Here is a 20,632-nt window from a genome sequence, read left to right on the forward strand (position 1 = left end):
TAAGAGCGGAACCCTAAGCGGCCGTTACCTAAATAACGGATATGTACACCACCAAAAACCTACGTAGCCGGCCGAATCACCTTGATCAACGCCTGCAGCGAATACCCCAACCGCGGCGCCAAAACCTCAGCCCGAGCCGACAACGCAGCCACATCCAAATCCTGATCCAAATCCGCAGGCACCAAAAGAATCACATTCCCCTCCTTCACCGGCAGCTCCCAGTAATGCCGGTGATACAACCCACGCAACAACGCAGCACCCAACGGTTTGCCATCATCCGTAGCCCACTGATTGATCACCAACCAGCCCCCAGGATTCAGCTTCTTCTGGCAATTCTCCAGAAACGTCCAGGCCAGATGCCCCGCCCCCGGCCCGACATCCGTATACAGGTCGACAAAAATCAGATCCGCCGACTCCGCAGTCGGCAACAACTCCAAGGCATCCCCAACGCGAATGTACAGCCGGGGATCATCATCCAGCCCCAGAAACTCAATGGCCAGGCGCGGCACATCAGGCCGCAACTCAATGGCTTCAACATCGTCCAAAGGCAAAAACCTGAGGCACGCCTGGGTCAACGTCCCAGCCCCCAACCCAAGAAACAACGCACTCTCCGGCTGCTCATGGCACAACGCCCCAATCAGCATCGCGCGGGTGTAGTCATACTCCAGCCAACTCGGGTCGGCAGTAAACACGCAACTCTGCTCAATGGCATCGCCGAACTCGAGAAAGCGGTAATCCGCCACTTCCAGCACACGGATCATGCCGAAGTCATCATGGACCTCGGCCAGCAGGCGCTCGACGCGCTCCTCAGACATTGCAACTCCTAACGGCGAGCCAACGGGAAAGGCGGGATTGTGGGCGAACCGGCGGCTGCAGGTCACGTACTAATTGCTGATAACATGGCGCCCCGACCGCCAATCACTCGAGTTCATGATGAGCCAACCCTGGAGCCCCGACAGCTGGCGCGCCCTGCCGATCCAGCAACAACCCCAGTACCCTGACGCCGCGCACTTGTCGCAGGTCGAGCAAAACCTGGCGAGTTATCCGCCGCTGGTGTTTGCCGGTGAGGCCCGGGAGTTGCGCCGTCAGTTTGCCGAGGTGACCCAGGGTCGCGCGTTCCTGTTGCAAGGCGGCGATTGCGCCGAGAGTTTTGCCGAGTTCTCGGCGGCAAAAATCCGCGACACCTTCAAGGTGCTGCTGCAGATGGCAATTGTGATGACCTTCGCCGCCGGCTGCCCGGTGGTCAAGGTCGGGCGCATGGCCGGCCAGTTCGCCAAGCCGCGCTCTTCCAACGATGAAACCATCGACGGCATCACCCTGCCCGCCTACCGCGGCGATATCGTCAACGGCATCGGTTTCGACGAAAAGAGCCGCGTACCGGACCCGGACCGCCTGCTGCAGTCCTACCACCAGTCCACCGCCACCCTGAACCTGCTGCGGGCGTTCGCCCAAGGCGGTTTTGCCGACCTGCACCAAGTGCACAAGTGGAACCTGGACTTCATCGCCAACTCGGCCCTGGCCGAAAAGTACAGCCAACTGGCCGACCGTATCGATGAAACCCTGGCCTTTATGCGCGCCTGCGGCATGGACAGCTCGCCGCAACTGCGCGAGACCAGTTTCTTCACCGCCCACGAGGCGTTGCTGCTCAACTACGAGCAAGCGTTCGTGCGCCGCGACAGCCTGACCAATGACTACTACGACTGCTCGGCCCACATGCTGTGGATCGGTGATCGCACCCGCCAACTGGACGGTGCCCACGTCGAGTTCCTGCGCGGGGTGAACAACCCGATCGGGGTCAAGGTCGGCCCGAGCATGAACCCCGACGACCTGATCCGCCTGATCGACATCCTCAACCCGGACAACGACCCGGGCCGCCTGAACCTGATTGCGCGCATGGGCGCCAACAAGGTCGGCGACCACCTGCCGAACCTGATCCGCGCCGTACAGCGCGAAGGCAAGCAGGTGCTGTGGAGTTCCGACCCGATGCACGGCAACACCATCAAGGCCAGCAGCGGCTACAAGACCCGGGACTTCGCGCAGATCCTCAGTGAGGTGAAGGAATTCTTCCAGGTGCATGCAGCCGAAGGCACTTACGCCGGCGGGATTCATATCGAGATGACCGGGCAGAACGTCACCGAGTGCATCGGCGGCGCGCGTCCGATTACCGAGGACGGGCTGTCGGACCGCTACCACACCCACTGCGACCCGCGGATGAATGCCGATCAGTCCCTGGAACTGGCGTTCCTGATTGCCGAGACGCTAAAACAGGTCAAGCGCTAACAGTGCCACCCGCAACCGCGCTGCACTGGCCCGCTGGCAATTGAGCTGTATCTGCTCAAGCCCGAGCCAGTCGGCCATCTGCCGCAGATTCAGGGCCAGCGCCTGCATGCCCTGCTCGTCCAGCCCCGGTTCTTCCTCGTGAACGGCATGCACCGCCAGGCGTCCGGCCGCCCGCTCCGCGCGTAAATCCACCCGCGCCGCGATCCGCTCATGGTGCAGGAACGGCAACACGTAATAGCCGTACACCCGCTTGTCCTGAGGGGTGTAGATCTCCAGCCGATAGCGGAAATCGAACAAACGCTCGGTACGACTGCGCTCCCAGATCAGCGAATCAAAAGGTGATAACAGCGCACTGGCAGGCACCTTGCGCGGGACTTTAGGCTCGGGCAGGCAATAGGCCGGCTGTTTCCAGCCCTGAACCTCGCACGTGATCAATTGCCCGTCCTCGACTAACTCCGACAGGCGTCCACGGCTGTCGACCGGGTCCAGGCGGAAGTAATCGCGAAGGTCTTTTTCAGTGCCCACCCCCAACGCCGCGGCGCTGTGCAGCAGCAGGCCACGCTGGGCCTCGGCCTCGCCCAAGGGGGCTTGCTGGAGAATGTCGGCCGGGATTACTCGCTCCGGCAAGTCATACAACCGCTCAAAACCACGCCGCCCGGCAACGGTCACTAAGCCTGCGGCGAACAACCATTCGAGGGCGTGCTTTTCATCACTCCAGTCCCACCAGGGGCCGGCACGCTCCTCGCGGGTCGACAAACTGCCCGCACCCAAGGCGCCCTGCTGCTCGACGATGCCCAACACCCGGGCGATGGTGGCCTGCTGCTCGCGACCGAACCGCGCCATTTGCTGATAGATCCCCTGCCCCTGGGCCGCCCGCGCCATGCGCCAGCGCATCAACGGATACAGCGCCATCGGCAACAGCGAGGCCTCATGGCCCCAATACTCAAACAGCGAGCGGCGCCGGCCCGAGCTCCAGGCGGCCTGCTCAAGAATCTGCGGAGCGTAATTGCCCAGGCGGGAAAACAGCGGCAGGTAGTGCGAGCGCACCACCGCATTTACTGAATCAATCTGCAACACGCCCAAACGCTCAACCAGGCGATTGACCTGCGCGGCCTTGATCAACGCCGGCGGCTGGCGCCCGGAAAAACCTTGGGCGGCCAGCGCCAGGCGTCGCGCCTGCTTGAGGGAAAAGGACAGTTCTGCGGGCATGGGCATCTCCTTATGTGCTCGCGAACCACCCTACTGCATCCCGAGTCATTTCCGCAGCGGGTCTTCCCAAAAATGCCGGCGGCTTTCCTGCTCGACATCACCCCGGTTGAGCCCGATATCCTTGAGCGCATCATCGCTCATGCCCATCAACAGTTGGCGTTCACGGTGCACGGCCAGCCACCGGGAACCCAGTTGGAACAGCCCGGAAAGCGGCCGTTTCGCCATCAGCACAAAACCTCTTTGACCTTTCATCATCTCGCCCTCCAGTGGGGATGACTGAAGTCTGTGCCTGGGACTATGATCAATCCAACGAATGTTTCTTATGCAATACATCTCGGAGATTGATCGATTGTCCAGCTACCCGAGTATCGACACCGAAGTCCTGCGCACCTTCGTCGCCATCGCCGATCAGGGTGGCTTCACCCGCGCTGGCGAGCAGGTCAACCGCACCCAGTCGGCGGTGAGCATGCAGATGAAACGCCTGGAAGAAGATGTGTTGCAGCGCAAGTTGTTCGAGCGTGATGGCCGGCAGGTACGGCTGACGCCCGAAGGCCAGGTGCTATTGGGCTATGCCCGCAGGATTTTGAAGCTGCACAGCGAAGTGTTTAATACCCTGCGCGAGCCGCACATGGTCGGGCTGGTGCGCATCGGCACCCCGGACGATTACGTGATGCGCTACCTGCCGGGGATTCTCAAGCGCTTTTCCAAGGCGTACCCGCTGATCCAGATTGAGATGCACTGCGAGTCGTCGCTGGTGCTGATGCAGCGCCGGGACCTCGACCTGACCGTGATCAGCCGCGAACCGGGAAATGAAATCGGCGAACTGCTGCGCCATGAACCCATGGTCTGGGTGGCAGCGCCGTGCTTTTGCTTGGACGAGCACAGCGCCCTGCCCCTGGCCATTTCCGGCCTCGACAGCTTTTGCACGCAGTGGGCACGCGCCGCGCTGGATGCACAAGGGCAGGAGTATCGACTGGCGTATCACAGCTCCAACGGCGCCGCGATCCTGGCGGTGGTGGGCGCAGGCCTGGCCGTCACGATCAACATGGAAAGCCTGGTGACCGAAGACCTGCGCATATTGGGCGCAGCGGACGGTTTCCCGCCGCTGCCGTCGGTCAATCTGCGGCTGTTGCGCAACCCGCGCACCACCTCGCCGATCACCGAATGCCTCGCCGAATACATCCTCGAAGGCTTCAAACTTTAAAGGTCAGCATCACCGCACAAATCGCCAGGAACCCGCAGAACAGCCCGCGCAACAGGCGCTCCGGCATGGCGTGGGCAACTTTCACGCCCCAACTGATGCTGAGCAGGCCGCCGACGGCCAGGGGCACGCCGATCAGCCAGTCCACTTCCTGGTGCCAGGCGTAGGTCACCAGGGTCACGCTGGTGCTCGGCAGGGCCAGGGCCAGTGACAGCCCTTGGGCCACCACCTGGCTGGTGCCGAAAAGGCTGGTCAGCACCGGCGTGGCCACCACCGCGCCGCCCACCCCGAACAAACCGCCCATGGACCCGGACGCCGCGCCCAGTACCCCCAGCCACGGCCAGGAATAGCGCATCTGTGCCGAAGGCGGTGCGTTATGGGTAAACATTCGCAGCAGGTTGTAGGACGCCAACACCAACAGGAACGCGATAAACCCCACCCGCATCACGCCCGCATCAATGCCCACCGCCCAGATCGAGCCCAGCCATGCAAAGGAGAACCCCATCACCCCCAGCGGCAATGCATGGCGCAATTCGATGCGGTTGCGCTGGTGGTAACGCCACAACGCGAGCATCACGTTCGGCACCACCATCACCAGGGCCGTGCCTTGGGCGATCTGTTGGTCCAGGCCGCAAAACACGCCCAACACGGGAATCGCAATCAACCCACCGCCAATCCCGAACAAGCCGCCGACGGTGCCCAACGCCACACCCATGACCAAATACAACGCTAAATCTGCCACCACTTCGCTCCTGCCAATCCCAAGCCTTGCATGCTACGCAGTCCACTCTGGCGCGGAAACGCACAGCAACGCACAATGGCTGTGCCCACTTCGCATAAGCAGCCGCTGATGAACCCCAATCACTTGACCGATCAACTGAGCCTGTTTCTCGATGTGCTGGAAGCCGGCAGCTTTTCTGCCGCTGCGCGCCGTCATCCGCTCACGCCTTCGGCCGTGGCGCGACGCATCGACAGCCTCGAAAGCTCGGTGGGCAGCCGGCTGTTTCAACGCAGCACCCATGCCGTGGTGCCAACGCCTGCCGGGCTGGCGTTTGCCGAGCGCGCCCGGCGGATCGTCAGCGAACTGCAACTGGCCCGGGCCGAAGCAGTGTCACTGAGCCATGCACCTGAAGGGCTGATCCGCGTGGACGCGCCCGCGGCCTTCGGTCGACGGCACTTGGCGCCCGCCATCGCCGATTTTCTGAATGTATACCCGGGCCTCGACGTACACCTGCACCTGATAGACAGCTTTGTCGACATGCAGGGTGAGCATTTGGGCAAGGTCGACCTGGTGCTGCGAGCCGGGCATATCGTCGACACCCGGCTGATTGCCACGCCTCTGGCCAGTATCGTGCGCATTGCCTGCGCCAGCCCTGCTTACCTGAAAAGCCGTGGCACACCCACCCATCCCAGCCAGTTAAACGAGCACGATGGCCTGGATTGGGAAGGCCTGGCACCGATGTTCGCCTGGCGCTTTGAGCTGGACGGGCGCAAAGCCACCTACCGACCGCAACGCATCCGCATCAGTGCCAACAACGCTGAAGCCCTGCTTTCAGGCGCCCTGGCGGGACTGGGCATTGCGCACCTGCCCACCTGGCTCGCCAGTGAATACCTGGTGCGCGGCGAACTGGTACCGCTGTTCTGCGAGAACGGCCTGCCAACACCTGAAACCGCCGGCATCTACGCCCTGCGTCTGGAACAACACGCCAACGCCCGCAGCCGGCTACTGCTGGAATACCTCAAGGCTCGTTTCAGCCCCGTCCCGCCTTGGGACCTGGCCCTGCAAAGTGCCTTTGGTTGACCGACAGGACAGAATTACCTGGCGCGTTAAAGATTTGCCCGCTAGATTTCAGGTCAAACACGTTTTAAGGCGCCCTCATGACCCAGTCCCTCGATACTTGCGAATCTCTGTTGCTCGACAACCAGCTGTGCTTTGCCCTGCATTCCACTTCATTGTTGATGACCAAGGTCTACAAACCCCTGCTGCAAGCCCTCGGCCTGACGTACCCGCAGTACCTGGCCATGATGGTGTTATGGGAAGAAGACGGTTTGACCGTAGGCGAGATCAGCACTCGCCTGCTGACGGATCCCGGCTCCCTGACGCCACTGCTCAAGCGCCTGGAAGCCGAAGGCCTGCTCAGCCGCACCCGCAGCCGTGAAGATGAACGCGTCGTGGTGGTTGAATTGACCGATGCCGGACGTGCCCTGCGGGACAAGGCGATGGATATTCCACAGTGCATTCTGGGCGCCAGTGGGCTGGACATGGAACAACTGCGCAAGCTGCAGGGCGATTTGCTGCAATTGCGAAGCAACCTGCAGGGTGCTATCTAAGGCACCAAAGCAGCAAAAATGTGGGAGCGGGCTTGCTCGCGAATGCGGTGCGTCAGTCAATGTATCTTGCGACTGACACACCGCATTCGCGAGCAAGCCCGCTCCCACATTTGCTTAGTAGCGTCCGCTATCGAGCTCGGCAAAAAATTATTTTGTATATTTATCTTGCGCGCTAATTATTAGCGCGATACATTCATCTCGCCACTTACTTAGCGCGCAAACAATTAGCGCAAATACTGACAAGGAAACCACCATGCAAACGCTCTATACCGCAGTAGCCACCGCCACCGGCGGCCGTGATGGTCGCGCTGTTTCCAGCGACAACATCCTTGATGTAAAGCTCTCCACGCCAAAAGAACTGGGCGGCGCAGGTGGCCAGGCCACCAACCCGGAACAACTGTTCGCCGCCGGTTACTCCGCCTGCTTTATCGGTGCCCTGAAATTCGTCGCCAGCCAGACCAAACGCAAAATCCCGGATGACGCTTCGATCACTGCCCACGTCGGCATCGGTCAAATCCCCGGCGGTTTCGGCCTGGACATCGACCTGCACATCAGCCTGCCCGGTCTCGCCCAGGACGACGCACAAAGCCTGGTCGACGCGGCCCACCAAGTTTGCCCGTACTCCAACGCCACCCGTGGCAACGTCGACGTGCGTTTGCACGTAGCGGTTTAACCCCCAACCCGTCTGCTCCAGGAGAACAACATGAACACATTTGGTAAAGCACTCACCGGTACCCTGCTCGCGCTGTCCGTCACCAATGCCTTCGCCGCCACCGGCGATGTCGAGCACACCACCCAGGCTTTTCTGGATGTGTTGAACGCCGGGACCGGCAAGCCGATGGAACAACTGACGCCGAAGGAGGCCCGTGCGGTGTTGACTGGCGCCCAGGCCGGCGTCAAGTTGACCCTGCCCAAGGCCGACGTCAGCCAGAAGACCATTCAGGTCGATGGCAAGCCGCTGGAGCTGACCATCGTGCGTCCGGCCGGGGTCAAGGGGACATTGCCCGTGTTCATGTTCTTCCACGGTGGCGGCTGGGTGCTGGGTGATTACCCGACCCATGAACGCCTGGTGCGAGACCTGGTGGTGGGTTCGGGGGCCGTAGCGGTGTTCGTCAACTACACGCCCTCCCCAGAAGCGCACTACCCGGTGGCGATCAACCAGGCCTATGGTGCGACCCAATGGGTGGCCGAACACGGCAAAGAGATCAACGTCGATAGCAAACGCCTGGCCGTTGCCGGTAACAGTGTCGGTGGCAACATGGCGGCCGTGGTCAGTTTGATGGCCAAGGACAAGGGCACCCCGGCGATCAAGTTCCAACTGCTGCTGTGGCCGGTAACTGACGCCAACTTCGACACGGGTTCCTACAACCAGTTTGCCGAGGGTCACTTCCTCACCCGAAACATGATGAAGTGGTTCTGGGACAACTACACCACCGATGCCAAGCAACGCGCCGAGATCTATGCGTCACCGCTACGGGCCACCACCGCACAGCTCAAGGGTTTGCCACCTGCGTTGATTCAGACCGCCGGCTCCGATGTGCTGCGTGATGAAGGCGAGGCGTATGCCCGCAAACTGGATGAGGCCGGCGTGCCGGTGACCACCGTGCGCTACAACGGCATGATCCACGACTACGGTTTGCTGAACGTCATCAGCCAGGTACCGGAAGTTCGCTCGGCCTTGCTACAAGCCTCGGATGAGCTCAAGCAACACCTGAAGTAAAACCTAACGCCCAATAAAAAGCCCACTTGTAGGAGCGAACTTGCTCGCGAAGAACTCATAGGCACCGCGTATATCCAGGATATACGCGTTATCGTTGAAGTTTTTCGCGAGCAAGCTCGCTCCTACAGCGGGCTTTTTGTTGTACCGGTGTCGCCAGAATTACTTCTTGGCGCGACCTTTGTACGAACCACCTTCACGGGTGTCGATCTCGATCATGTCGCCGATTTCAATGAAATCTGCAACTTGCAGTTCGGTACCGTTGCTCAGTTTGGCAGGCTTCATTACCTTGCCCGACGTGTCGCCGCGAGCGGAACCTTCGGTGTAGTCGACCTTACGCACGATGGTGGTCGGCAGCTCTACGGAAACCAGGCGCTCTTCGAAGAAGATAGCTTCGCAGACGTCTTCCATGCCTTCTTCAATGAACGGCAGAACGGCTTCGATGTCTTCGGCGTTCAGCTCGTACATGGTGTAGTCGGTGGTGTCCATGAACGTGTAGGTGTCGCCGCTGATGAAGGACAGGGTCGCTTCTTTGCGGTCGAGGATCACGTCGTCCAGTTTGTCATCGGCGCTGTAGACGATCTCGGTCTTGTAACCGGTCAGCAGGTTCTTCAGCTTGGTCTTCATGATTGCGCTGTTACGACCAGACTTGGTGAACTCAGCTTTCTGAACCAGCCAAGGGTCGTTTTCGAGACGGATCACTGTACCGGGTTTCAGTTCTTTACCAGTTTTCATTGCGAATATCCGAAATTTGGATGGGATTTACAAAAATCAAGGTCGCGTATCATATCCAATTTACATAAAACTGTACCAGCGCCGTCGCAAGATCGGTCCGCGAGCCTTGTTCCAGAGCCCATTTTTCGGCATGCGCGGTCACTTCTGGCCAGTGTTCGAGCAGCATTTTCCAACTTTGTGCCATATCGCCATCAGCGTTCCAGGCTTGCCAAAGGGTGACCAACGCAGTTTTTGCGGCGGGGGACAGGCCTTCGGTATACAGCTCAAGGAAAGCATCCAGCTTGTCCAGGTGAATGTCTTCGTCCTGACGATAGATGTGCCACAGCAAAGGTCGCCCGGCCCATTGCGCCCGCACGAACGAGTCTTCGCCGCGCACGGCGTTGAAGTCGCAGCACCACAACAGGCGGTCGTATTGCTCCTGGCGCACGAACGGCAGCACTTGCACGGTCAAGGCATCGCGCTGTTGCACATCGCCCACGCTCAGAGAGTCGACACCCAGCCAGCGCTGCACATCACCCAGGATCCGCCCTTCCGGCACCAACAAATGGGTGGCGCGCCCGTCGGCGGCCAGCACGTCGAGCCAACTGGCCAACCTGGCGTTTTCATAGGCAAACAACGAGATCATTCGCGCGCCGGCTGCCGGAAAAACCCCAAGGGCTTGCAAAAATTGCTGACGGGCAGCGGCGTCTCGCTGGAAGGTATCGCGCTGTTCCAGCAGCCCCGCTTCACGCAGCAACCCGCCGGTGCCAGGACGAAACCCGGGAAAAAAGAAGTACTTTTGCACGCCCTTGAATTTCACCGATGGCAGGCCGTGGCAGCCGACGACCCAGTCTTCGGCGCTCAGGTAGTCCAGGTTCATCCACAACGGCGTGCGTTCGCATGCGGCCATCGCTTCCATATAGTCAGGCGGCAATTGGCAGGCGAATGCAGCGATCACCACGTCTGCCGCTTCGGTCGCCGGCCAGTCGCCAGGCCAGTAGCGCACGTCAACGCCCTCTTGCCACTGCTGGTGCACCTGCACATCAATGTCGGGGCACATGCGCTCGAACGCCCGCAGGTCGTCGACCCACAGGCGCACCGCGCAACCTTGTTCAGCCACCAATTGCCGGGCCAGGCGCCAGGTCACGCCGATGTCGCCGTAGTTATCGACGACGCTGCAAAAAATATCCCAGCGGGCTTTCATTCCGGGCTCCAACGCTCAAAGGCTCGATTGTCCGTATAAATGCCTTGAATGCGAAGGGTTGATCGCGATTATTCTGCACGCGGCTGTGGGACAATCGGCGCCATGCCGCACGTGCCTGCCAGGAGGCCACCATGTCTGATCGTTCGTTCTCGCTGTTCAAGCTCAGTATCGCCGTAGCGTTCGGCCTGTGGTTGGGGTTTATCGCCATTGTGCTGAGCCTGTGGCTGGCGTCCCGCTATTTGCCTGAACAAACCGTGGCACCGGTGGCCCGGGTCGTGCAGCAGTTGGGCAAACCGGCGGAGGTGGTACCGGAGCCGCCGAATCGCATGTTCGAGCAGTACCAGGAGAACCTGCGCAAGCAAGAGCAACAACAGACCCTGGACCAGGCCCGCAACAACCCGCGCAACCTGTCCAACCCCAAATGTCAGTTCTGGTTGCAACAGGACCAGAACGCTCCCAACGACAAGAGCCGGGCCAACGTCCTGCAATTTTGCGATTGATCACCAAAGCCGCCCATGAATAAGCACGCCGTTCACCAACTGGTCCTGGACAAGCTCGCGGTCGATCTCGATATCGCCCAGCGCGCTGCGCAAACTGCCTACGAAACCGCGACCCACGAAGAAAACATCGCCGAGAACAAGTACGACACCCTCGGGCTGGAGGCGTCCTATCTCGCAGCCGGCCAGGCGCGGCGCGTTGAGGAGATCAAGCAGGCGCTGACCCTCTGCCAGAACATGCAGCTGCGTGCCTACGACGACCAGCGCGGTATCGAAGTGGGTGCATTGCTGGGGCTGGTGGATGAAAACGATCGCCAGCAGTGGTTATTCCTGGCGCCGGACGGCGCAGGTTTGAAAGTCGATGTGGTGGGACAACCGGTGACCGTCATCACCCCACGCTCGCCCCTGGGCAAAAGCCTGCTGGGCAAGTTCGAAGGGGATGAGGTGGAGATTCTGGTAGGAGGCGCTCGGCAACAGTTTGCTGTTACCGAGGTGAAGTAAGCCGATCAGTGAACCGGCAGTTCAACGCCGTCGAACAGCTCTTCGAGTTCCTGCTTGTTGTGGCACTGGATGGCCTTGGCCATCACTTCACGCGTGAGGTGCGGCGCGAATTTCTCGATGAAGTCGCACATGAAGCCGCGCAGGAAGGTGCCACGACGGAAACCGATCTTGGTCACGCTGGACTCGAACAGCTCGCTGGCATCGAGCACCACCAGGTCGCTGTCGAGTTTGGTGTCGACCGCCATCTTGGCGACGATGCCAACGCCCAGGCCCAGACGCACATAGGTTTTGATCACGTCGGCGTCGGCGGCGGTGAACACCACTTTCGGCGTCAGGCCACGGTGACTGAAGGCTTCGTCGAGCTTCGAACGGCCGGTGAACCCGAATACGTAAGTCACGATCGGGTATTCAGCCAGGGCTTCCAGCGTCAGCTTCGGCAGCTTGGCCAGAGGATGACCGTGTGGGACCACAACGCAGCGGTTCCAGCGGTAGCACGGCATCATCACCAGGTCGCCGAACAGTTCCAGGGCTTCGGTGGCAATGGCGAAATCGACGGTGCCGTCTGCGGCCATCTCGGCGATCTGCATCGGCGACCCCTGATGCATGTGCAAGGCCACGTCCGGGTACTGCTTGATGAAACTGCTGATCACCGGCGGCAGCGCATAACGGGCCTGGGTGTGGGTGGTGGCGATCGACAGGGTACCCTTCTTCTCGTTGGAGAATTCTTGGGCGATCTGCTTGATGCTTTCGACCTTGCGCAGGATCTCGCCGGCGGTGGTGATGATGCGCTCACCGGCCGGGGTGACGCGGGTCAGGTGCTTGCCGCTGCGCGCGAACACTTCAACGCCCAGCTCGTCTTCGAGCAGGCGGATCTGCTTGCTGATACCGGGTTGCGAGGTGTAAAGGCTTTGAGCGGTAGCGGAAACGTTGAGGTCGTGGTGCGCCACTTCCCAGATGTAGCGCAGTTGTTGAAGCTTCATATGTGTCCCTCAAAGCGGATAGACGCCACGGGTATCAGCGACGGTATATAACTATATTAAAGGTTATACGGATAAATCTAGAACTTTTTATCGTTTTCTAGCCATCACCTGTCGTCACTTCGGCGACGCTGCAACAACGGCACCAGGTACACCGGCACCTGAGACAGCTGCAGCACCCGTGCAGCGGTTCTCCCCAAGGGTGTCGCCACCCCGACCGCCTGGCTGTGACTACCTACGATCAACAAATCCACAGAGAGTTTCTGCGACTGGTCGAGAATCACTTCACAGGGGTCGCCCTGGATCACCCGCACCGAACGGATCAACTTGAGGTCCTGCTCCCCTTCCCCCAACTCCTCGCGAAAGCTGTCGAGCACTCGTTGCTCGATCGTCGCCATCACCGTCGTCAGCCCCTGGGTTTGCCATTCACTCAAGGCCTGCTCATCAAGGTAGCTCTGCAACACCGATTCGGCGAACAGCCCGATGGGCTCGACCACGTGAATCACATACAGATCAGCCTTGAACGTTCGCGCCAGCGCCAGGGCATGTTGCATCACATACGGCGCATAAAGACCCAGGTCAGTGGCGTACAGCATCGAACGAATCATAGAACCTCCTGGACAGCCAGGATGGCGGAGATTGATTCAGCTTAGCAGCGCCTTCGGCAGTGCTCAGCCCTCGGTCTGAATTTTCAACTCGTTACTGATGCCATGGGGGACATGCCCGGTGGCCACGACCTCCCTGGCCTTCTCGCAATGCCCGGCCTGGTCATCGAAAAACACGTCGGCCGCAAACGCTTCGAGGAACGCCGCTTTTTCCAGGCCGCCGAGAAACAGCGACTCGTCGAGACGGATATCCCACTCGCGCAGCGTGCGAATCACCCGCTCGTGGGACGGCGCCGAACGGGCGGTCACCAGTGCCGTTCGGATCGGGCAGGACTCATCGGGGAACTCACGTTGCAACAGATTGAGTGCCGCCAGAAAGCCCTTGAACGGACCGCCACGCAACGGTTCACGGGCAGATTCCCGCTCGCTGGCCTGGAAGGCCTCGAGGCCTCCCGACTGATAGATGCGCTCGGACTCATCGGAAAACAGCACCGCGTCGCCGTCGAAGGCAATCCGCAATTCGGCGCTGGAGGCCCGACGTGCGCCGCCCGACAAAATGGTCGCGGCGGCAAACCCGGCGTCCAGGGCGCTGCGCACATCCTCGGCATGGGTGGACAGGAACAGGTGGCAGCCAAACGCCGCGAGATACGGATAAGGACTGCGCCCGCCGACAAACGCGGCGCGGGAGATATCCAGGCCGTAATGCTGGATCGAATTGAACACGCGCAAACCGGTGTCGGCACTGTTGCGCGACACCAGCACCACCTCGACCCGGGCACGGCCGAGGCTGGCGTTGAGGCTCAGGAGTTTCTTCACCAGCGGGAAGGCATCACCGGGCTCAAGGGTTTCTTCCTCGTGTTCGATCTGGTACTTGCGGTACGCCTCCACGCCTTGGGCCAGGTAGACCTTGTGGCTGTCGCTCAGATCGAACAGCGCCCGCGAAGAAATCGCCAGCACCAGTTTGTCGCCCAATCCCTTTGCCATGCGTGTTCCCCCCAATCAGCGGTTATGCCGATCCATAAAACTTAACGCCTGGTAGAGCGCCTGCATGCGCGGCAATTCGCAACCGGCCGCCTTTGCGGCAGCCAGGGGCCGCGCATAAATCGCCGCCAGTTCCAGCGGGCGCTTGTGTGCGTAATCGTGATACATGCTGGGCAGGTAGTCAGCCATGCTCTCGGTCATGGTGAACATCTGCCCGGCGTAACTGCCAGGAATCTCATGCCCGCAGGCATGGGCACCCTGCACCACCTCGGCCATCAGCGCCTGGATCAGTTCACGGCTGGACTCATCCGCCATCATGGCCGTGGTACCGGTACCGAACAATACCGAGAGACCGTTGTAAGGCACATTCCACACCAGCTTATGCCAGCGCGCCTGATGCACATTGGCCATGGCCTGGGAGTCGATACCGGCCCGGTGAAACAGCGCGGCGCCCTCTTCGACAATCGCCTGCCGGCCGGCGTCATCGTTGGCCGCAGGGCCACTGTGGTAACCCAGGTTGACCCGGCCCAGCGCCTGATGCTCGACAATCCCCGGGCCTGAGCGGTGCACGCCGATGTAGCACAGGCCGCCCAGCAGGTGCAGCGAGGGGGGCAGGTGTTCACGCAGGCTGTCTTCGACGTCGAGGCCGTTTTGCAGCAACACCACTTTGGCGTCCGGGGCCGCGACCTGGGCGATGGTCGGGGCCAGTTCGACATTACCGGTCGACTTGGTGCCCACCAGCAGCCAGTCACACGGCGGCATGTCGGCGGCGCGGGCATAGGCTTGCACCGGGTGCAGGTGCAAGGTGCCGTGGATCGTGCTGTTGAGTTGCAGGCCGCGCTCGCTGACCGCCGCGTACTCGCTGCGCAGCAGGAAATGCACATCGAAGCCGGCACGTGCGAGCATCAGACCGTAAAAGCCACCAATGGCCCCGGTGCCGATAATCCCGATCCGTGGCGACTGCTTTGTTACGTCAATCATGGCAACTCCTCTGGAATTCGTTTGAGCGCCTGCTGCACACCTTGAGTCAGGTCGCTGGCGGTCAGACGTGTCAGTGACGCTAATATTCCATGGAATTTGCCGTCGCACACCACAAACAACGCCGGCAGATGAAAGATCTCGTAGCGCTCCACCGCGCCACCATTGTGACCTGCATCCACCCAGCAGACCCGGTCCACCGGCACGTCCCACCCCGGCAGTTGCTGGTGCAGGAAACGGCAACGGGAACAGCCCTCACCGGTAAACACCACCAGCGAGGTGCCGGGAAGCCCCAATAATTGCTGGTCGATATTCAGATCGGTAAGTTGCAGTTCTTTCACTATACTGCTGCCACCGCCGTCAACTGGACGGTGCTCGGAGTCCGTGTGCATGGGTCGTTTCTTTCCTCACCCTGATGATGTCGCTGTCGAAATAACCCAACGCCCCATTTCCGGCATTTCCCGCCAACGGCTGCACACTATCGGCCTGGGCGGCGTCGCATGCAATTGTCCACGTGCCTGGCGACAGGGCACGGCCATTGAGATGTGCATCCCCTCGCTGGGCCTGACGGCACGCTATCCGGGCTATGTAGCGTGGTGCCGCAAAGCTGAAAACGGCTACCGCGTTGGTGTTGCCTTTACCGATGAACAGGCGCTGTTCGGGGCGCGGATGGGTGAGCAAGTGTGCCAGATCGAACGCTACTGCCGCCTTCACGAAGGCACCCAGCCGACACCCCGGCAGAGCGAAGCCCTCGCCCGACAATGGGTCATGCGCCATGCCGGCGAGTTCTCCCATGAGGCTTTTGTGCAGCCGGTGCTGGATTAAAGCCGCCTTTGCCCATTGTCTCGCAGCCTTGTAACGCGCTAAGGTTCGGCTCCCCGCTGCACTTAAATCATGCTGTGCTCCGCCGCACGGGGATCGCTGGCGGCCGGCACCCGTGACCCTGACGAGTAACACGATGGCTGATTTACCGATCAACGACCTTAACGTCGAATCCAACGAGACCCTGATCACGCCCGATCAGCTCAAGCGCGAAATTCCCCTGAGCGACGCTGCCCTGCAGACCGTCACCAAGGGCCGCGAAGTCATCCGTGAGATTCTCGACGGCACCGACCACCGCCTGTTCGTGGTCATCGGGCCGTGCTCGATCCATGACCTCAAGGCTGCCCACGAATACGCCGAGCGCCTGAAGGTGCTGGCGGCGGAAGTGTCCGACACCTTGTACCTGGTGATGCGCGTCTATTTCGAGAAACCGCGTACCACCGTCGGCTGGAAAGGCTTGATCAACGACCCGTACCTGGACGACTCCTTCAAGATCCAGGACGGCCTGCACATCGGCCGCCAGTTGCTGCTGGACCTCGCGGAAATGGGCCTGCCGACGGCAACCGAAGCCCTGGACCCGATTTCCCCGCAGTACCTGCAAGACCTGATCAGCTGGTCGGCGATCGGCGCACGCACCACCGAATCCCAGACCCACCGGGAAATGGCTTCCGGCCTGTCCTCGGCCGTGGGCTTCAAGAACGGTACCGATGGCGGCCTGACCGTGGCGATCAACGCCCTGCAGTCAGTCTCCAGCCCTCACCGTTTCCTGGGCATCAACCAGGAAGGTGGCGTGTCCATCGTCACCACCAAGGGCAATGCCTACGGTCACGTGGTGCTGCGCGGTGGCAATGGCAAGCCCAACTATGATTCGGTGAGCGTGGCCCTGTGCGAACAGGCGCTGAACAAGGCGAAGATCAAGCCGAACATCATGGTCGATTGCAGTCACGCCAACTCCAACAAGGACCCGGCCCTGCAACCGCTGGTGATGGAGAACGTGGCCAACCAGATTCTGGAAGGCAACCAGTCGATCATCGGCCTGATGGTCGAAAGCCACCTGAACTGGGGCTGCCAGGCGATTCCAAAAGACCTGGCCGACCTGCAATACGGCGTGTCGATCACCGATGCCTGCATCGACTGGTCCGCCACCGAGACCACCTTGCGCAGCATGCACGCCAAGCTCAAGGATGTTTTGCCCAAGCGCCAACGCGGCTGAACAAAGACTGCGGACACAAAAACGCCGGGCCAAGCCCGGCGTTTTTCTTGATCATTCCCTCGCTCCGCGTGGGAATGCCCCAGGAACGCTCCGCGTCCCGCCTACCCTAAATGTCAGAGCTTCGCGGCATGGCGCTGGTGGCGCTCCATGTAACGCTCCACGTAGGAGCAGGACGGGATCACCGTATATCCGGCCTCTTCGGCGAACTTCAACGCTTCCTCGGTGAGTGCGGCAGCGATGCCACGGCCTCGCAGGGCGTTGGGCACAAAGGTGCGATAGATATCCAGGGTCTGCTTCCCAAGGTCCATATAGGTCAGATAGGCACGATGACCGTCCACATTGGTCTCGAACTGATGACCAGCCTGGTCATGGTGGATGGACAACGCCTCGCTCATCACTACTCCTCGCGGGTCTTGGTTTCTGACCCCTACCTTACCGATGTTTTTCCGGCGAAGGAACATCTACGCCACCCGGTGCCGGTTTCGACAACGAGAAATGCCGCCAGTGCCTTGCACTAGCGCTCACAACCAGCCCATGGAAATAGTAGGCACCAATCGCACAATTGCTCAAGGCACACTCGTCATCCCCCTGCGCTGACGGACATAGAAAGGGCCATTAGGTCGATGGCCTGAACATTGCCGGCAGTTGAAGCTTGAGACGAACTCGCGCTCTTAAAGTCACCTCAACATGCACAAAAGATACCGAATGACGAAAAGGCAATCTGAACAATAGTGTCACGGACGATATATAAACTGACTTATGTTTACATGGCTTAACACATGCCGGCCGGCCCTTTCAGGCTGGATCCAATCTCCGGCAGAGTGCAGGAATCTGAGTAAATTTTATACAGACTCTCAAAAGATTAGCCAAAATAGATTGGCCGCGAGAATTTTTTTTGCTTCTTGCGCTACGTCAGTTTACTTACTACAAGTAATGGGTAGTATGTACGCCGGCTATTAGCTCACTCTGAGAAAGTAGCCATTTAATAGAAAGTCCTTGAAGGGGAACACGATGAACAACGTTCTGAAATTCTCTGCTCTGGCTCTGGCCGCAGTTCTGGCTACCGGTTGCAGCAGCGTCTCCAAAGAAACCGAAGCTCGTCTGACTGCAACTGAAGACGCAGCAGCTCGCTCCCAGGCCCGTGCAGACGAAGCCTACCGTAAAGCTGATGAAGCTCTGGCTGCTGCTCAAAAAGCACAACAGACTGCTGATGAAGCTAACGAGCGCGCTCTGCGCATGCTTGAAAAAGCAAGCCGCAAGTAATAATCCTTCGGGGTTGTTATCAAGCCGATCCATTCTTGGATCGGCTTTTTTTTGCCTGGAATTTGGCCAAAATCCGGGCAATAAAAAACCCGTCACGGCCAACGCCAGTGACGGGTTATCCGTCGTGCAGGCTTACTGCTGCAGATCGACCGGCGTACTTGACACCATCGGCGCCCCGCCCGGCACACCGATTTCCGTCGGCAGGCCGTCTTCGGCGGCAACGACGTCACGCACCTGGTCCCAGTTGACCCGCAGGTTGCTGGACAGGTCTTCACGTTTGAGCAAGGCGTTGATCACCGCGGTGTGCTTGTCGACCACCGACGGGGTGCCGTCGTCGTTCAACGGCGTATGGGCTTCCAGATACACCTTGCCACCGGCAGCACCAAACTTGTAGGCATCGTTGATGATCCGCACCGACGTGCCCACCGGCACCATGCTGGCCATTTCCAGCACGTTGTTGTTGAACATGCGGAAGCACCCGTGGCTGGTACGGGTGCCGATACCGAACTTCATGTTGGAGCCGTGGATCAGGTAGCCGGGCGTGCCCAGGGTGAACTTGAACGGCCCCAGCGGGTTGTCCGGGCCAGCCGGCACCACGTTGGGCAGCGGGTCGCCATTGGCGGCGTGTTCGGCCTTGATCGAGGCGGGCGGGGTCCAGGTCGGGTTAGGGATCTTGCCCGTGATGGTGGTGTGGGCCACCGGCGAACCCCAGCCTTCACGGCCAATGCCCAATGGGAACGTGTACACCACGTTCTGGCCCTTGGGGTAGTAGTAGAGCCGGTATTCCGCGAGGTTGATCACGATGCCTTCACGCGGGCCGGGTGGCAGGATGAAGCGCGTCGGCAGCACAATCTCGGTGCCCGCTCCCGGCAACCAGGCATCGACGCCGGGGTTGGCCGCGACCATCTCCGAATAACCCAGGTCGTAAGTGGTGCCCAGGTCGGCGAAGGTATCTTCGTATTTGGCCTTGATCACCTGGACCTGGCCAACGATATCTTCACCCGGTGGCGGCAAAGGCAACTGCAAGGCGGCAGCAGAACCGGCCGCGCAGAGCGCAGCGAGAGACAGGCAGCAGGTGACGGCGGAGAGGCGCGACAACATCCGGGAATTCCTTCGCAGATCGACGGGTAGTAAAAAATGGATTGTACACGGCTGCCCGGCGGGCATCCCTATTCAAAGTTCGAAGCGCAGCTCTGGCCAGATCGGCGGTGTACCGCGCTTTTGCGACTCAAGGATCGCCCGGCACAGAGGGCACAAACGCTGATCCTGGAAGATCGAGCGATCCACCGATGACCAGCGTGGCTGGGCAGGCAATAAAGTACCGCAGAGGGTGCGGTCGATAGACCCGCCCAACTCCAATTGACGCGTCACCAGATGCACCCGGACTTCCTGGCAGGCGAACAGATCCAGCTGCTCGTCAGGCTCGATCAGTTGGTAGGCAAACAGGGACCAGGCAGGACGCGACATCGGGGGCTCCAGATCGGGGGGGCGCCACCTTAGCCGAAAGACCGCTGCTAGAAAAGCGTCATAGCAGTGGTTTTAGCGTTGGCCAGACATTTTCCAGCAACTTGCCTTGTGCGCCAACTGCCGGGTGCAATTGGTCAGCCTGCATCAACTCCGGATGGCCGCCGATGCCTTCCAGGAAAAACGGTACCAGCGGGACGCTTTTTTCCTTGGCCAGGGCCCCATAGACCTCAGCGAACGCGGTGGTGTATTTGGGGCCGTAATTGGGCGGCAGTTGCATCCCCAGCAGCAGTACCTTGGCACCGCCGGCCTTGGACTGGTCGATCATCGATGCAAGATTTTGTTTCAATTGCGCGGGTGGCTGCCCACGCAAGCCGTCATTGCCCCCCAGCTCAATGATCACCAGGTCCGGCTTATGCTCTGCAAGCGCCGCCGGCAGCCGCGCCAGGCCTCCGGCACTGGTGTCGCCGCTGATGGAGGCGTTGACCACTTTATCGTCGAAACCTTCGCTCTTGAGCCGTTGTCCCAACAACGCGACCCACCCTTTGCTGGTATCCAGTCCGAAACCGGCACTGATACTATCGCCAACGATCAGGACTGTACCCGCCGCTGCGTTCTGGGCCATGCACATCAAGGCCAGGCCAGCACTCAAAAACCACGTTCGCATTGGATTCT

Annotated in this window: 26 protein-coding genes; 11 read left to right on the top strand and 15 right to left on the bottom strand. The window is 60.4% G+C overall.

Features of this window, described 5'->3' with window-relative positions; genetic code table 11:
- Window positions 1-59: 59 nt before the first annotated feature.
- A complete protein-coding gene (locus HX855_RS09805) occupies window positions 60-815 on the bottom strand; it encodes a spermidine synthase (protein WP_177089320.1) in 756 nt (251 codons plus the stop codon).
- Between the two features lie 118 nt (window positions 816-933).
- Here HX855_RS09805 and HX855_RS09810 point away from each other — a divergent pair, with 118 nt between their 5' ends.
- Window positions 934-2,280 (top strand): class II 3-deoxy-7-phosphoheptulonate synthase, encoded by a 1,347-nt coding sequence (locus tag HX855_RS09810; RefSeq protein ID WP_177089319.1) that lies wholly within the window; start codon window positions 934-936, stop codon window positions 2,278-2,280.
- Here the strand turns inward: HX855_RS09810 and HX855_RS09815 are convergent.
- Both HX855_RS09815 and HX855_RS09820 read right to left on the bottom strand, forming a co-directional pair.
- Window positions 2,260-3,489: a winged helix-turn-helix domain-containing protein gene (locus HX855_RS09815; protein WP_177089318.1), complete on the bottom strand. Its 1,230-nt coding sequence runs from the start codon at window positions 3,487-3,489 to the stop codon at window positions 2,260-2,262. The genes HX855_RS09810 and HX855_RS09815 overlap by 21 nt on opposite strands.
- Window positions 3,490-3,534: 45 nt before the next feature.
- Complete coding sequence (locus HX855_RS09820) at window positions 3,535-3,741, bottom strand: DUF1127 domain-containing protein (protein ID WP_177089317.1); 207 nt, start codon at window positions 3,739-3,741, stop codon at window positions 3,535-3,537.
- Between the two features lie 70 nt (window positions 3,742-3,811).
- On the opposite strand from HX855_RS09820, the gene HX855_RS09825 reads away from it, so the two are divergent.
- Window positions 3,812-4,693 carry a LysR family transcriptional regulator gene (locus HX855_RS09825; RefSeq protein ID WP_177089316.1) on the top strand — a complete coding sequence of 294 codons (882 nt, stop codon included), beginning with the start codon at window positions 3,812-3,814 and terminating at the stop codon, window positions 4,691-4,693.
- On the opposite strand, the gene HX855_RS09830 is transcribed toward HX855_RS09825, so the two are convergent.
- On the bottom strand, window positions 4,683-5,432 hold the full coding sequence (locus HX855_RS09830) for a sulfite exporter TauE/SafE family protein (protein ID WP_177089315.1): 750 nt from the start codon (window positions 5,430-5,432) through the stop codon (window positions 4,683-4,685). The two genes, HX855_RS09825 and HX855_RS09830, sit on opposite strands and share 11 nt — an antisense overlap.
- 108 nt (window positions 5,433-5,540) lie before the next feature.
- Between HX855_RS09830 and HX855_RS09835 the strand changes: the two genes are divergently transcribed.
- The 4 genes from HX855_RS09835 to HX855_RS09850 all read left to right on the top strand — a co-directional run bounded on the left by HX855_RS09835 (window position 5,541) and on the right by HX855_RS09850 (window position 8,741).
- Entirely contained in the window at window positions 5,541-6,491 is a 951-nt protein-coding gene (locus HX855_RS09835) for a LysR family transcriptional regulator (RefSeq protein WP_177089314.1), read from the top strand.
- Window positions 6,492-6,568: 77 nt separating this feature from the next.
- Window positions 6,569-7,021: a MarR family winged helix-turn-helix transcriptional regulator gene (locus HX855_RS09840; protein ID WP_177089313.1), complete on the top strand. Its 453-nt coding sequence runs from the start codon at window positions 6,569-6,571 to the stop codon at window positions 7,019-7,021.
- A 253-nt stretch (window positions 7,022-7,274) separates the two neighbouring features.
- The gene (locus HX855_RS09845) at window positions 7,275-7,694 is read left to right on the top strand and encodes an organic hydroperoxide resistance protein (protein ID WP_177089312.1); all 420 of its coding nucleotides are present in this window, start codon (window positions 7,275-7,277) and stop codon (window positions 7,692-7,694) included.
- Window positions 7,695-7,724: 30 nt separating this feature from the next.
- Entirely contained in the window at window positions 7,725-8,741 is a 1,017-nt protein-coding gene (locus tag HX855_RS09850; RefSeq protein ID WP_177089311.1) for an alpha/beta hydrolase, read from the top strand.
- A gap of 159 nt (window positions 8,742-8,900) precedes the next feature.
- Here HX855_RS09850 and HX855_RS09855 read toward each other — a convergent pair whose 3' ends face one another.
- A complete protein-coding gene (locus HX855_RS09855; protein WP_154743130.1) occupies window positions 8,901-9,473 on the bottom strand; it encodes an elongation factor P in 573 nt (190 codons plus the stop codon).
- Between the two features lie 49 nt (window positions 9,474-9,522).
- Entirely contained in the window at window positions 9,523-10,656 is a 1,134-nt protein-coding gene (gene earP / locus HX855_RS09860; RefSeq protein ID WP_177089310.1) for an elongation factor P maturation arginine rhamnosyltransferase EarP, read from the bottom strand.
- A gap of 131 nt (window positions 10,657-10,787) precedes the next feature.
- Between earP and HX855_RS09865 the strand changes: the two genes are divergently transcribed.
- Together HX855_RS09865 and HX855_RS09870 are read left to right on the top strand one after the other, a co-directional pair.
- Window positions 10,788-11,156 carry a hypothetical protein gene (locus tag HX855_RS09865; protein WP_177089309.1) on the top strand — a complete coding sequence of 123 codons (369 nt, stop codon included), beginning with the start codon at window positions 10,788-10,790 and terminating at the stop codon, window positions 11,154-11,156.
- 15 nt (window positions 11,157-11,171) lie between these two features.
- On the top strand, window positions 11,172-11,654 hold the full coding sequence (locus HX855_RS09870; protein WP_177026766.1) for a GreA/GreB family elongation factor: 483 nt from the start codon (window positions 11,172-11,174) through the stop codon (window positions 11,652-11,654).
- 5 nt (window positions 11,655-11,659) lie between these two features.
- Here the strand turns inward: HX855_RS09870 and cysB are convergent, their stop codons facing one another.
- From cysB to HX855_RS09895, 5 genes are all read right to left on the bottom strand, one after another.
- Window positions 11,660-12,634, bottom strand: coding sequence for an HTH-type transcriptional regulator CysB (gene cysB / locus HX855_RS09875; protein ID WP_177089308.1), 975 nt, complete (start codon window positions 12,632-12,634; stop codon window positions 11,660-11,662).
- 104 nt (window positions 12,635-12,738) lie between these two features.
- Window positions 12,739-13,239 (bottom strand): universal stress protein, encoded by a 501-nt coding sequence (locus HX855_RS09880; protein ID WP_177089307.1) that lies wholly within the window; start codon window positions 13,237-13,239, stop codon window positions 12,739-12,741.
- Between the two features lie 63 nt (window positions 13,240-13,302).
- Window positions 13,303-14,220 carry a 5'-nucleotidase gene (locus tag HX855_RS09885; protein WP_177089306.1) on the bottom strand — a complete coding sequence of 306 codons (918 nt, stop codon included), beginning with the start codon at window positions 14,218-14,220 and terminating at the stop codon, window positions 13,303-13,305.
- Between the two features lie 15 nt (window positions 14,221-14,235).
- Window positions 14,236-15,198 (bottom strand): putative 2-dehydropantoate 2-reductase, encoded by a 963-nt coding sequence (locus HX855_RS09890; protein ID WP_177089305.1) that lies wholly within the window; start codon window positions 15,196-15,198, stop codon window positions 14,236-14,238.
- Complete coding sequence (locus HX855_RS09895; RefSeq protein ID WP_177089304.1) at window positions 15,195-15,587, bottom strand: thioredoxin; 393 nt, start codon at window positions 15,585-15,587, stop codon at window positions 15,195-15,197. The genes HX855_RS09890 and HX855_RS09895 overlap by 4 nt, the downstream gene beginning before the upstream one ends.
- Between HX855_RS09895 and HX855_RS09900 the strand changes: the two genes are divergently transcribed.
- Together HX855_RS09900 and HX855_RS09905 are read left to right on the top strand one after the other, a co-directional pair.
- Window positions 15,586-16,020 (top strand): PilZ domain-containing protein, encoded by a 435-nt coding sequence (locus HX855_RS09900; protein WP_177089303.1) that lies wholly within the window; start codon window positions 15,586-15,588, stop codon window positions 16,018-16,020. The genes HX855_RS09895 and HX855_RS09900 overlap by 2 nt on opposite strands.
- Before the next feature lie 133 nt (window positions 16,021-16,153).
- Complete coding sequence (locus HX855_RS09905; RefSeq protein ID WP_003218719.1) at window positions 16,154-17,230, top strand: 3-deoxy-7-phosphoheptulonate synthase; 1,077 nt, start codon at window positions 16,154-16,156, stop codon at window positions 17,228-17,230.
- A gap of 113 nt (window positions 17,231-17,343) precedes the next feature.
- Here HX855_RS09905 and HX855_RS09910 read toward each other — a convergent pair whose 3' ends face one another.
- Window positions 17,344-17,625 (bottom strand): GNAT family N-acetyltransferase, encoded by a 282-nt coding sequence (locus tag HX855_RS09910; RefSeq protein ID WP_003189869.1) that lies wholly within the window; start codon window positions 17,623-17,625, stop codon window positions 17,344-17,346.
- Between the two features lie 616 nt (window positions 17,626-18,241).
- Between HX855_RS09910 and oprI the strand changes: the two genes are divergently transcribed.
- Window positions 18,242-18,493, top strand: a complete 252-nt coding sequence (gene oprI / locus HX855_RS09915; RefSeq protein ID WP_003172710.1) for an outer membrane lipoprotei OprI — start codon at window positions 18,242-18,244, stop codon at window positions 18,491-18,493.
- 132 nt (window positions 18,494-18,625) lie between these two features.
- Here the strand turns inward: oprI and HX855_RS09920 are convergent, their stop codons facing one another.
- From HX855_RS09920 to HX855_RS09930, 3 genes are all read right to left on the bottom strand, one after another.
- Window positions 18,626-19,594, bottom strand: coding sequence for a L,D-transpeptidase family protein (locus HX855_RS09920; RefSeq protein WP_177089302.1), 969 nt, complete (start codon window positions 19,592-19,594; stop codon window positions 18,626-18,628).
- A 72-nt stretch (window positions 19,595-19,666) separates the two neighbouring features.
- Window positions 19,667-19,960, bottom strand: a complete 294-nt coding sequence (locus tag HX855_RS09925; protein ID WP_003218723.1) for a hypothetical protein — start codon at window positions 19,958-19,960, stop codon at window positions 19,667-19,669.
- 58 nt (window positions 19,961-20,018) lie between these two features.
- Window positions 20,019-20,624: an arylesterase gene (locus HX855_RS09930; protein WP_177089301.1), complete on the bottom strand. Its 606-nt coding sequence runs from the start codon at window positions 20,622-20,624 to the stop codon at window positions 20,019-20,021.
- Between the last annotated feature and the right edge of the window lie 8 nt (window positions 20,625-20,632).

Origin of the sequence: Pseudomonas sp. IPO3778 (assembly GCF_013386825.1) — a bacterium.
GTDB lineage: Bacteria > Pseudomonadota > Gammaproteobacteria > Pseudomonadales > Pseudomonadaceae > Aquipseudomonas.

Coding starts and splice junctions, on each gene's coding strand:
- HX855_RS09930 (WP_177089301.1), bottom strand. CDS start 20,624: ATGCGAACGTGGTTTTTGAGTGCTGGCCTGGCCTTGATGTGCATGGCC.
- earP (WP_177089310.1), bottom strand. CDS start 10,656: ATGAAAGCCCGCTGGGATATTTTTTGCAGCGTCGTCGATAACTACGGC.
- HX855_RS09825 (WP_177089316.1), top strand. CDS start 3,812: ATGCAATACATCTCGGAGATTGATCGATTGTCCAGCTACCCGAGTATC.
- HX855_RS09810 (WP_177089319.1), top strand. CDS start 934: ATGAGCCAACCCTGGAGCCCCGACAGCTGGCGCGCCCTGCCGATCCAG.
- HX855_RS09840 (WP_177089313.1), top strand. CDS start 6,569: ATGACCCAGTCCCTCGATACTTGCGAATCTCTGTTGCTCGACAACCAG.
- HX855_RS09835 (WP_177089314.1), top strand. CDS start 5,541: ATGAACCCCAATCACTTGACCGATCAACTGAGCCTGTTTCTCGATGTG.
- HX855_RS09855 (WP_154743130.1), bottom strand. CDS start 9,473: ATGAAAACTGGTAAAGAACTGAAACCCGGTACAGTGATCCGTCTCGAA.
- HX855_RS09920 (WP_177089302.1), bottom strand. CDS start 19,594: ATGTTGTCGCGCCTCTCCGCCGTCACCTGCTGCCTGTCTCTCGCTGCG.
- HX855_RS09850 (WP_177089311.1), top strand. CDS start 7,725: ATGAACACATTTGGTAAAGCACTCACCGGTACCCTGCTCGCGCTGTCC.
- oprI (WP_003172710.1), top strand. CDS start 18,242: ATGAACAACGTTCTGAAATTCTCTGCTCTGGCTCTGGCCGCAGTTCTG.
- HX855_RS09870 (WP_177026766.1), top strand. CDS start 11,172: ATGAATAAGCACGCCGTTCACCAACTGGTCCTGGACAAGCTCGCGGTC.
- HX855_RS09905 (WP_003218719.1), top strand. CDS start 16,154: ATGGCTGATTTACCGATCAACGACCTTAACGTCGAATCCAACGAGACC.
- HX855_RS09910 (WP_003189869.1), bottom strand. CDS start 17,625: ATGAGCGAGGCGTTGTCCATCCACCATGACCAGGCTGGTCATCAGTTC.
- HX855_RS09820 (WP_177089317.1), bottom strand. CDS start 3,741: ATGAAAGGTCAAAGAGGTTTTGTGCTGATGGCGAAACGGCCGCTTTCC.
- HX855_RS09890 (WP_177089305.1), bottom strand. CDS start 15,198: ATGATTGACGTAACAAAGCAGTCGCCACGGATCGGGATTATCGGCACC.
- HX855_RS09865 (WP_177089309.1), top strand. CDS start 10,788: ATGTCTGATCGTTCGTTCTCGCTGTTCAAGCTCAGTATCGCCGTAGCG.
- cysB (WP_177089308.1), bottom strand. CDS start 12,634: ATGAAGCTTCAACAACTGCGCTACATCTGGGAAGTGGCGCACCACGAC.
- HX855_RS09900 (WP_177089303.1), top strand. CDS start 15,586: ATGGGTCGTTTCTTTCCTCACCCTGATGATGTCGCTGTCGAAATAACC.
- HX855_RS09895 (WP_177089304.1), bottom strand. CDS start 15,587: ATGCACACGGACTCCGAGCACCGTCCAGTTGACGGCGGTGGCAGCAGT.
- HX855_RS09925 (WP_003218723.1), bottom strand. CDS start 19,960: ATGTCGCGTCCTGCCTGGTCCCTGTTTGCCTACCAACTGATCGAGCCT.
- HX855_RS09880 (WP_177089307.1), bottom strand. CDS start 13,239: ATGATTCGTTCGATGCTGTACGCCACTGACCTGGGTCTTTATGCGCCG.
- HX855_RS09805 (WP_177089320.1), bottom strand. CDS start 815: ATGTCTGAGGAGCGCGTCGAGCGCCTGCTGGCCGAGGTCCATGATGAC.
- HX855_RS09815 (WP_177089318.1), bottom strand. CDS start 3,489: ATGCCCGCAGAACTGTCCTTTTCCCTCAAGCAGGCGCGACGCCTGGCG.
- HX855_RS09885 (WP_177089306.1), bottom strand. CDS start 14,220: ATGGCAAAGGGATTGGGCGACAAACTGGTGCTGGCGATTTCTTCGCGG.
- HX855_RS09845 (WP_177089312.1), top strand. CDS start 7,275: ATGCAAACGCTCTATACCGCAGTAGCCACCGCCACCGGCGGCCGTGAT.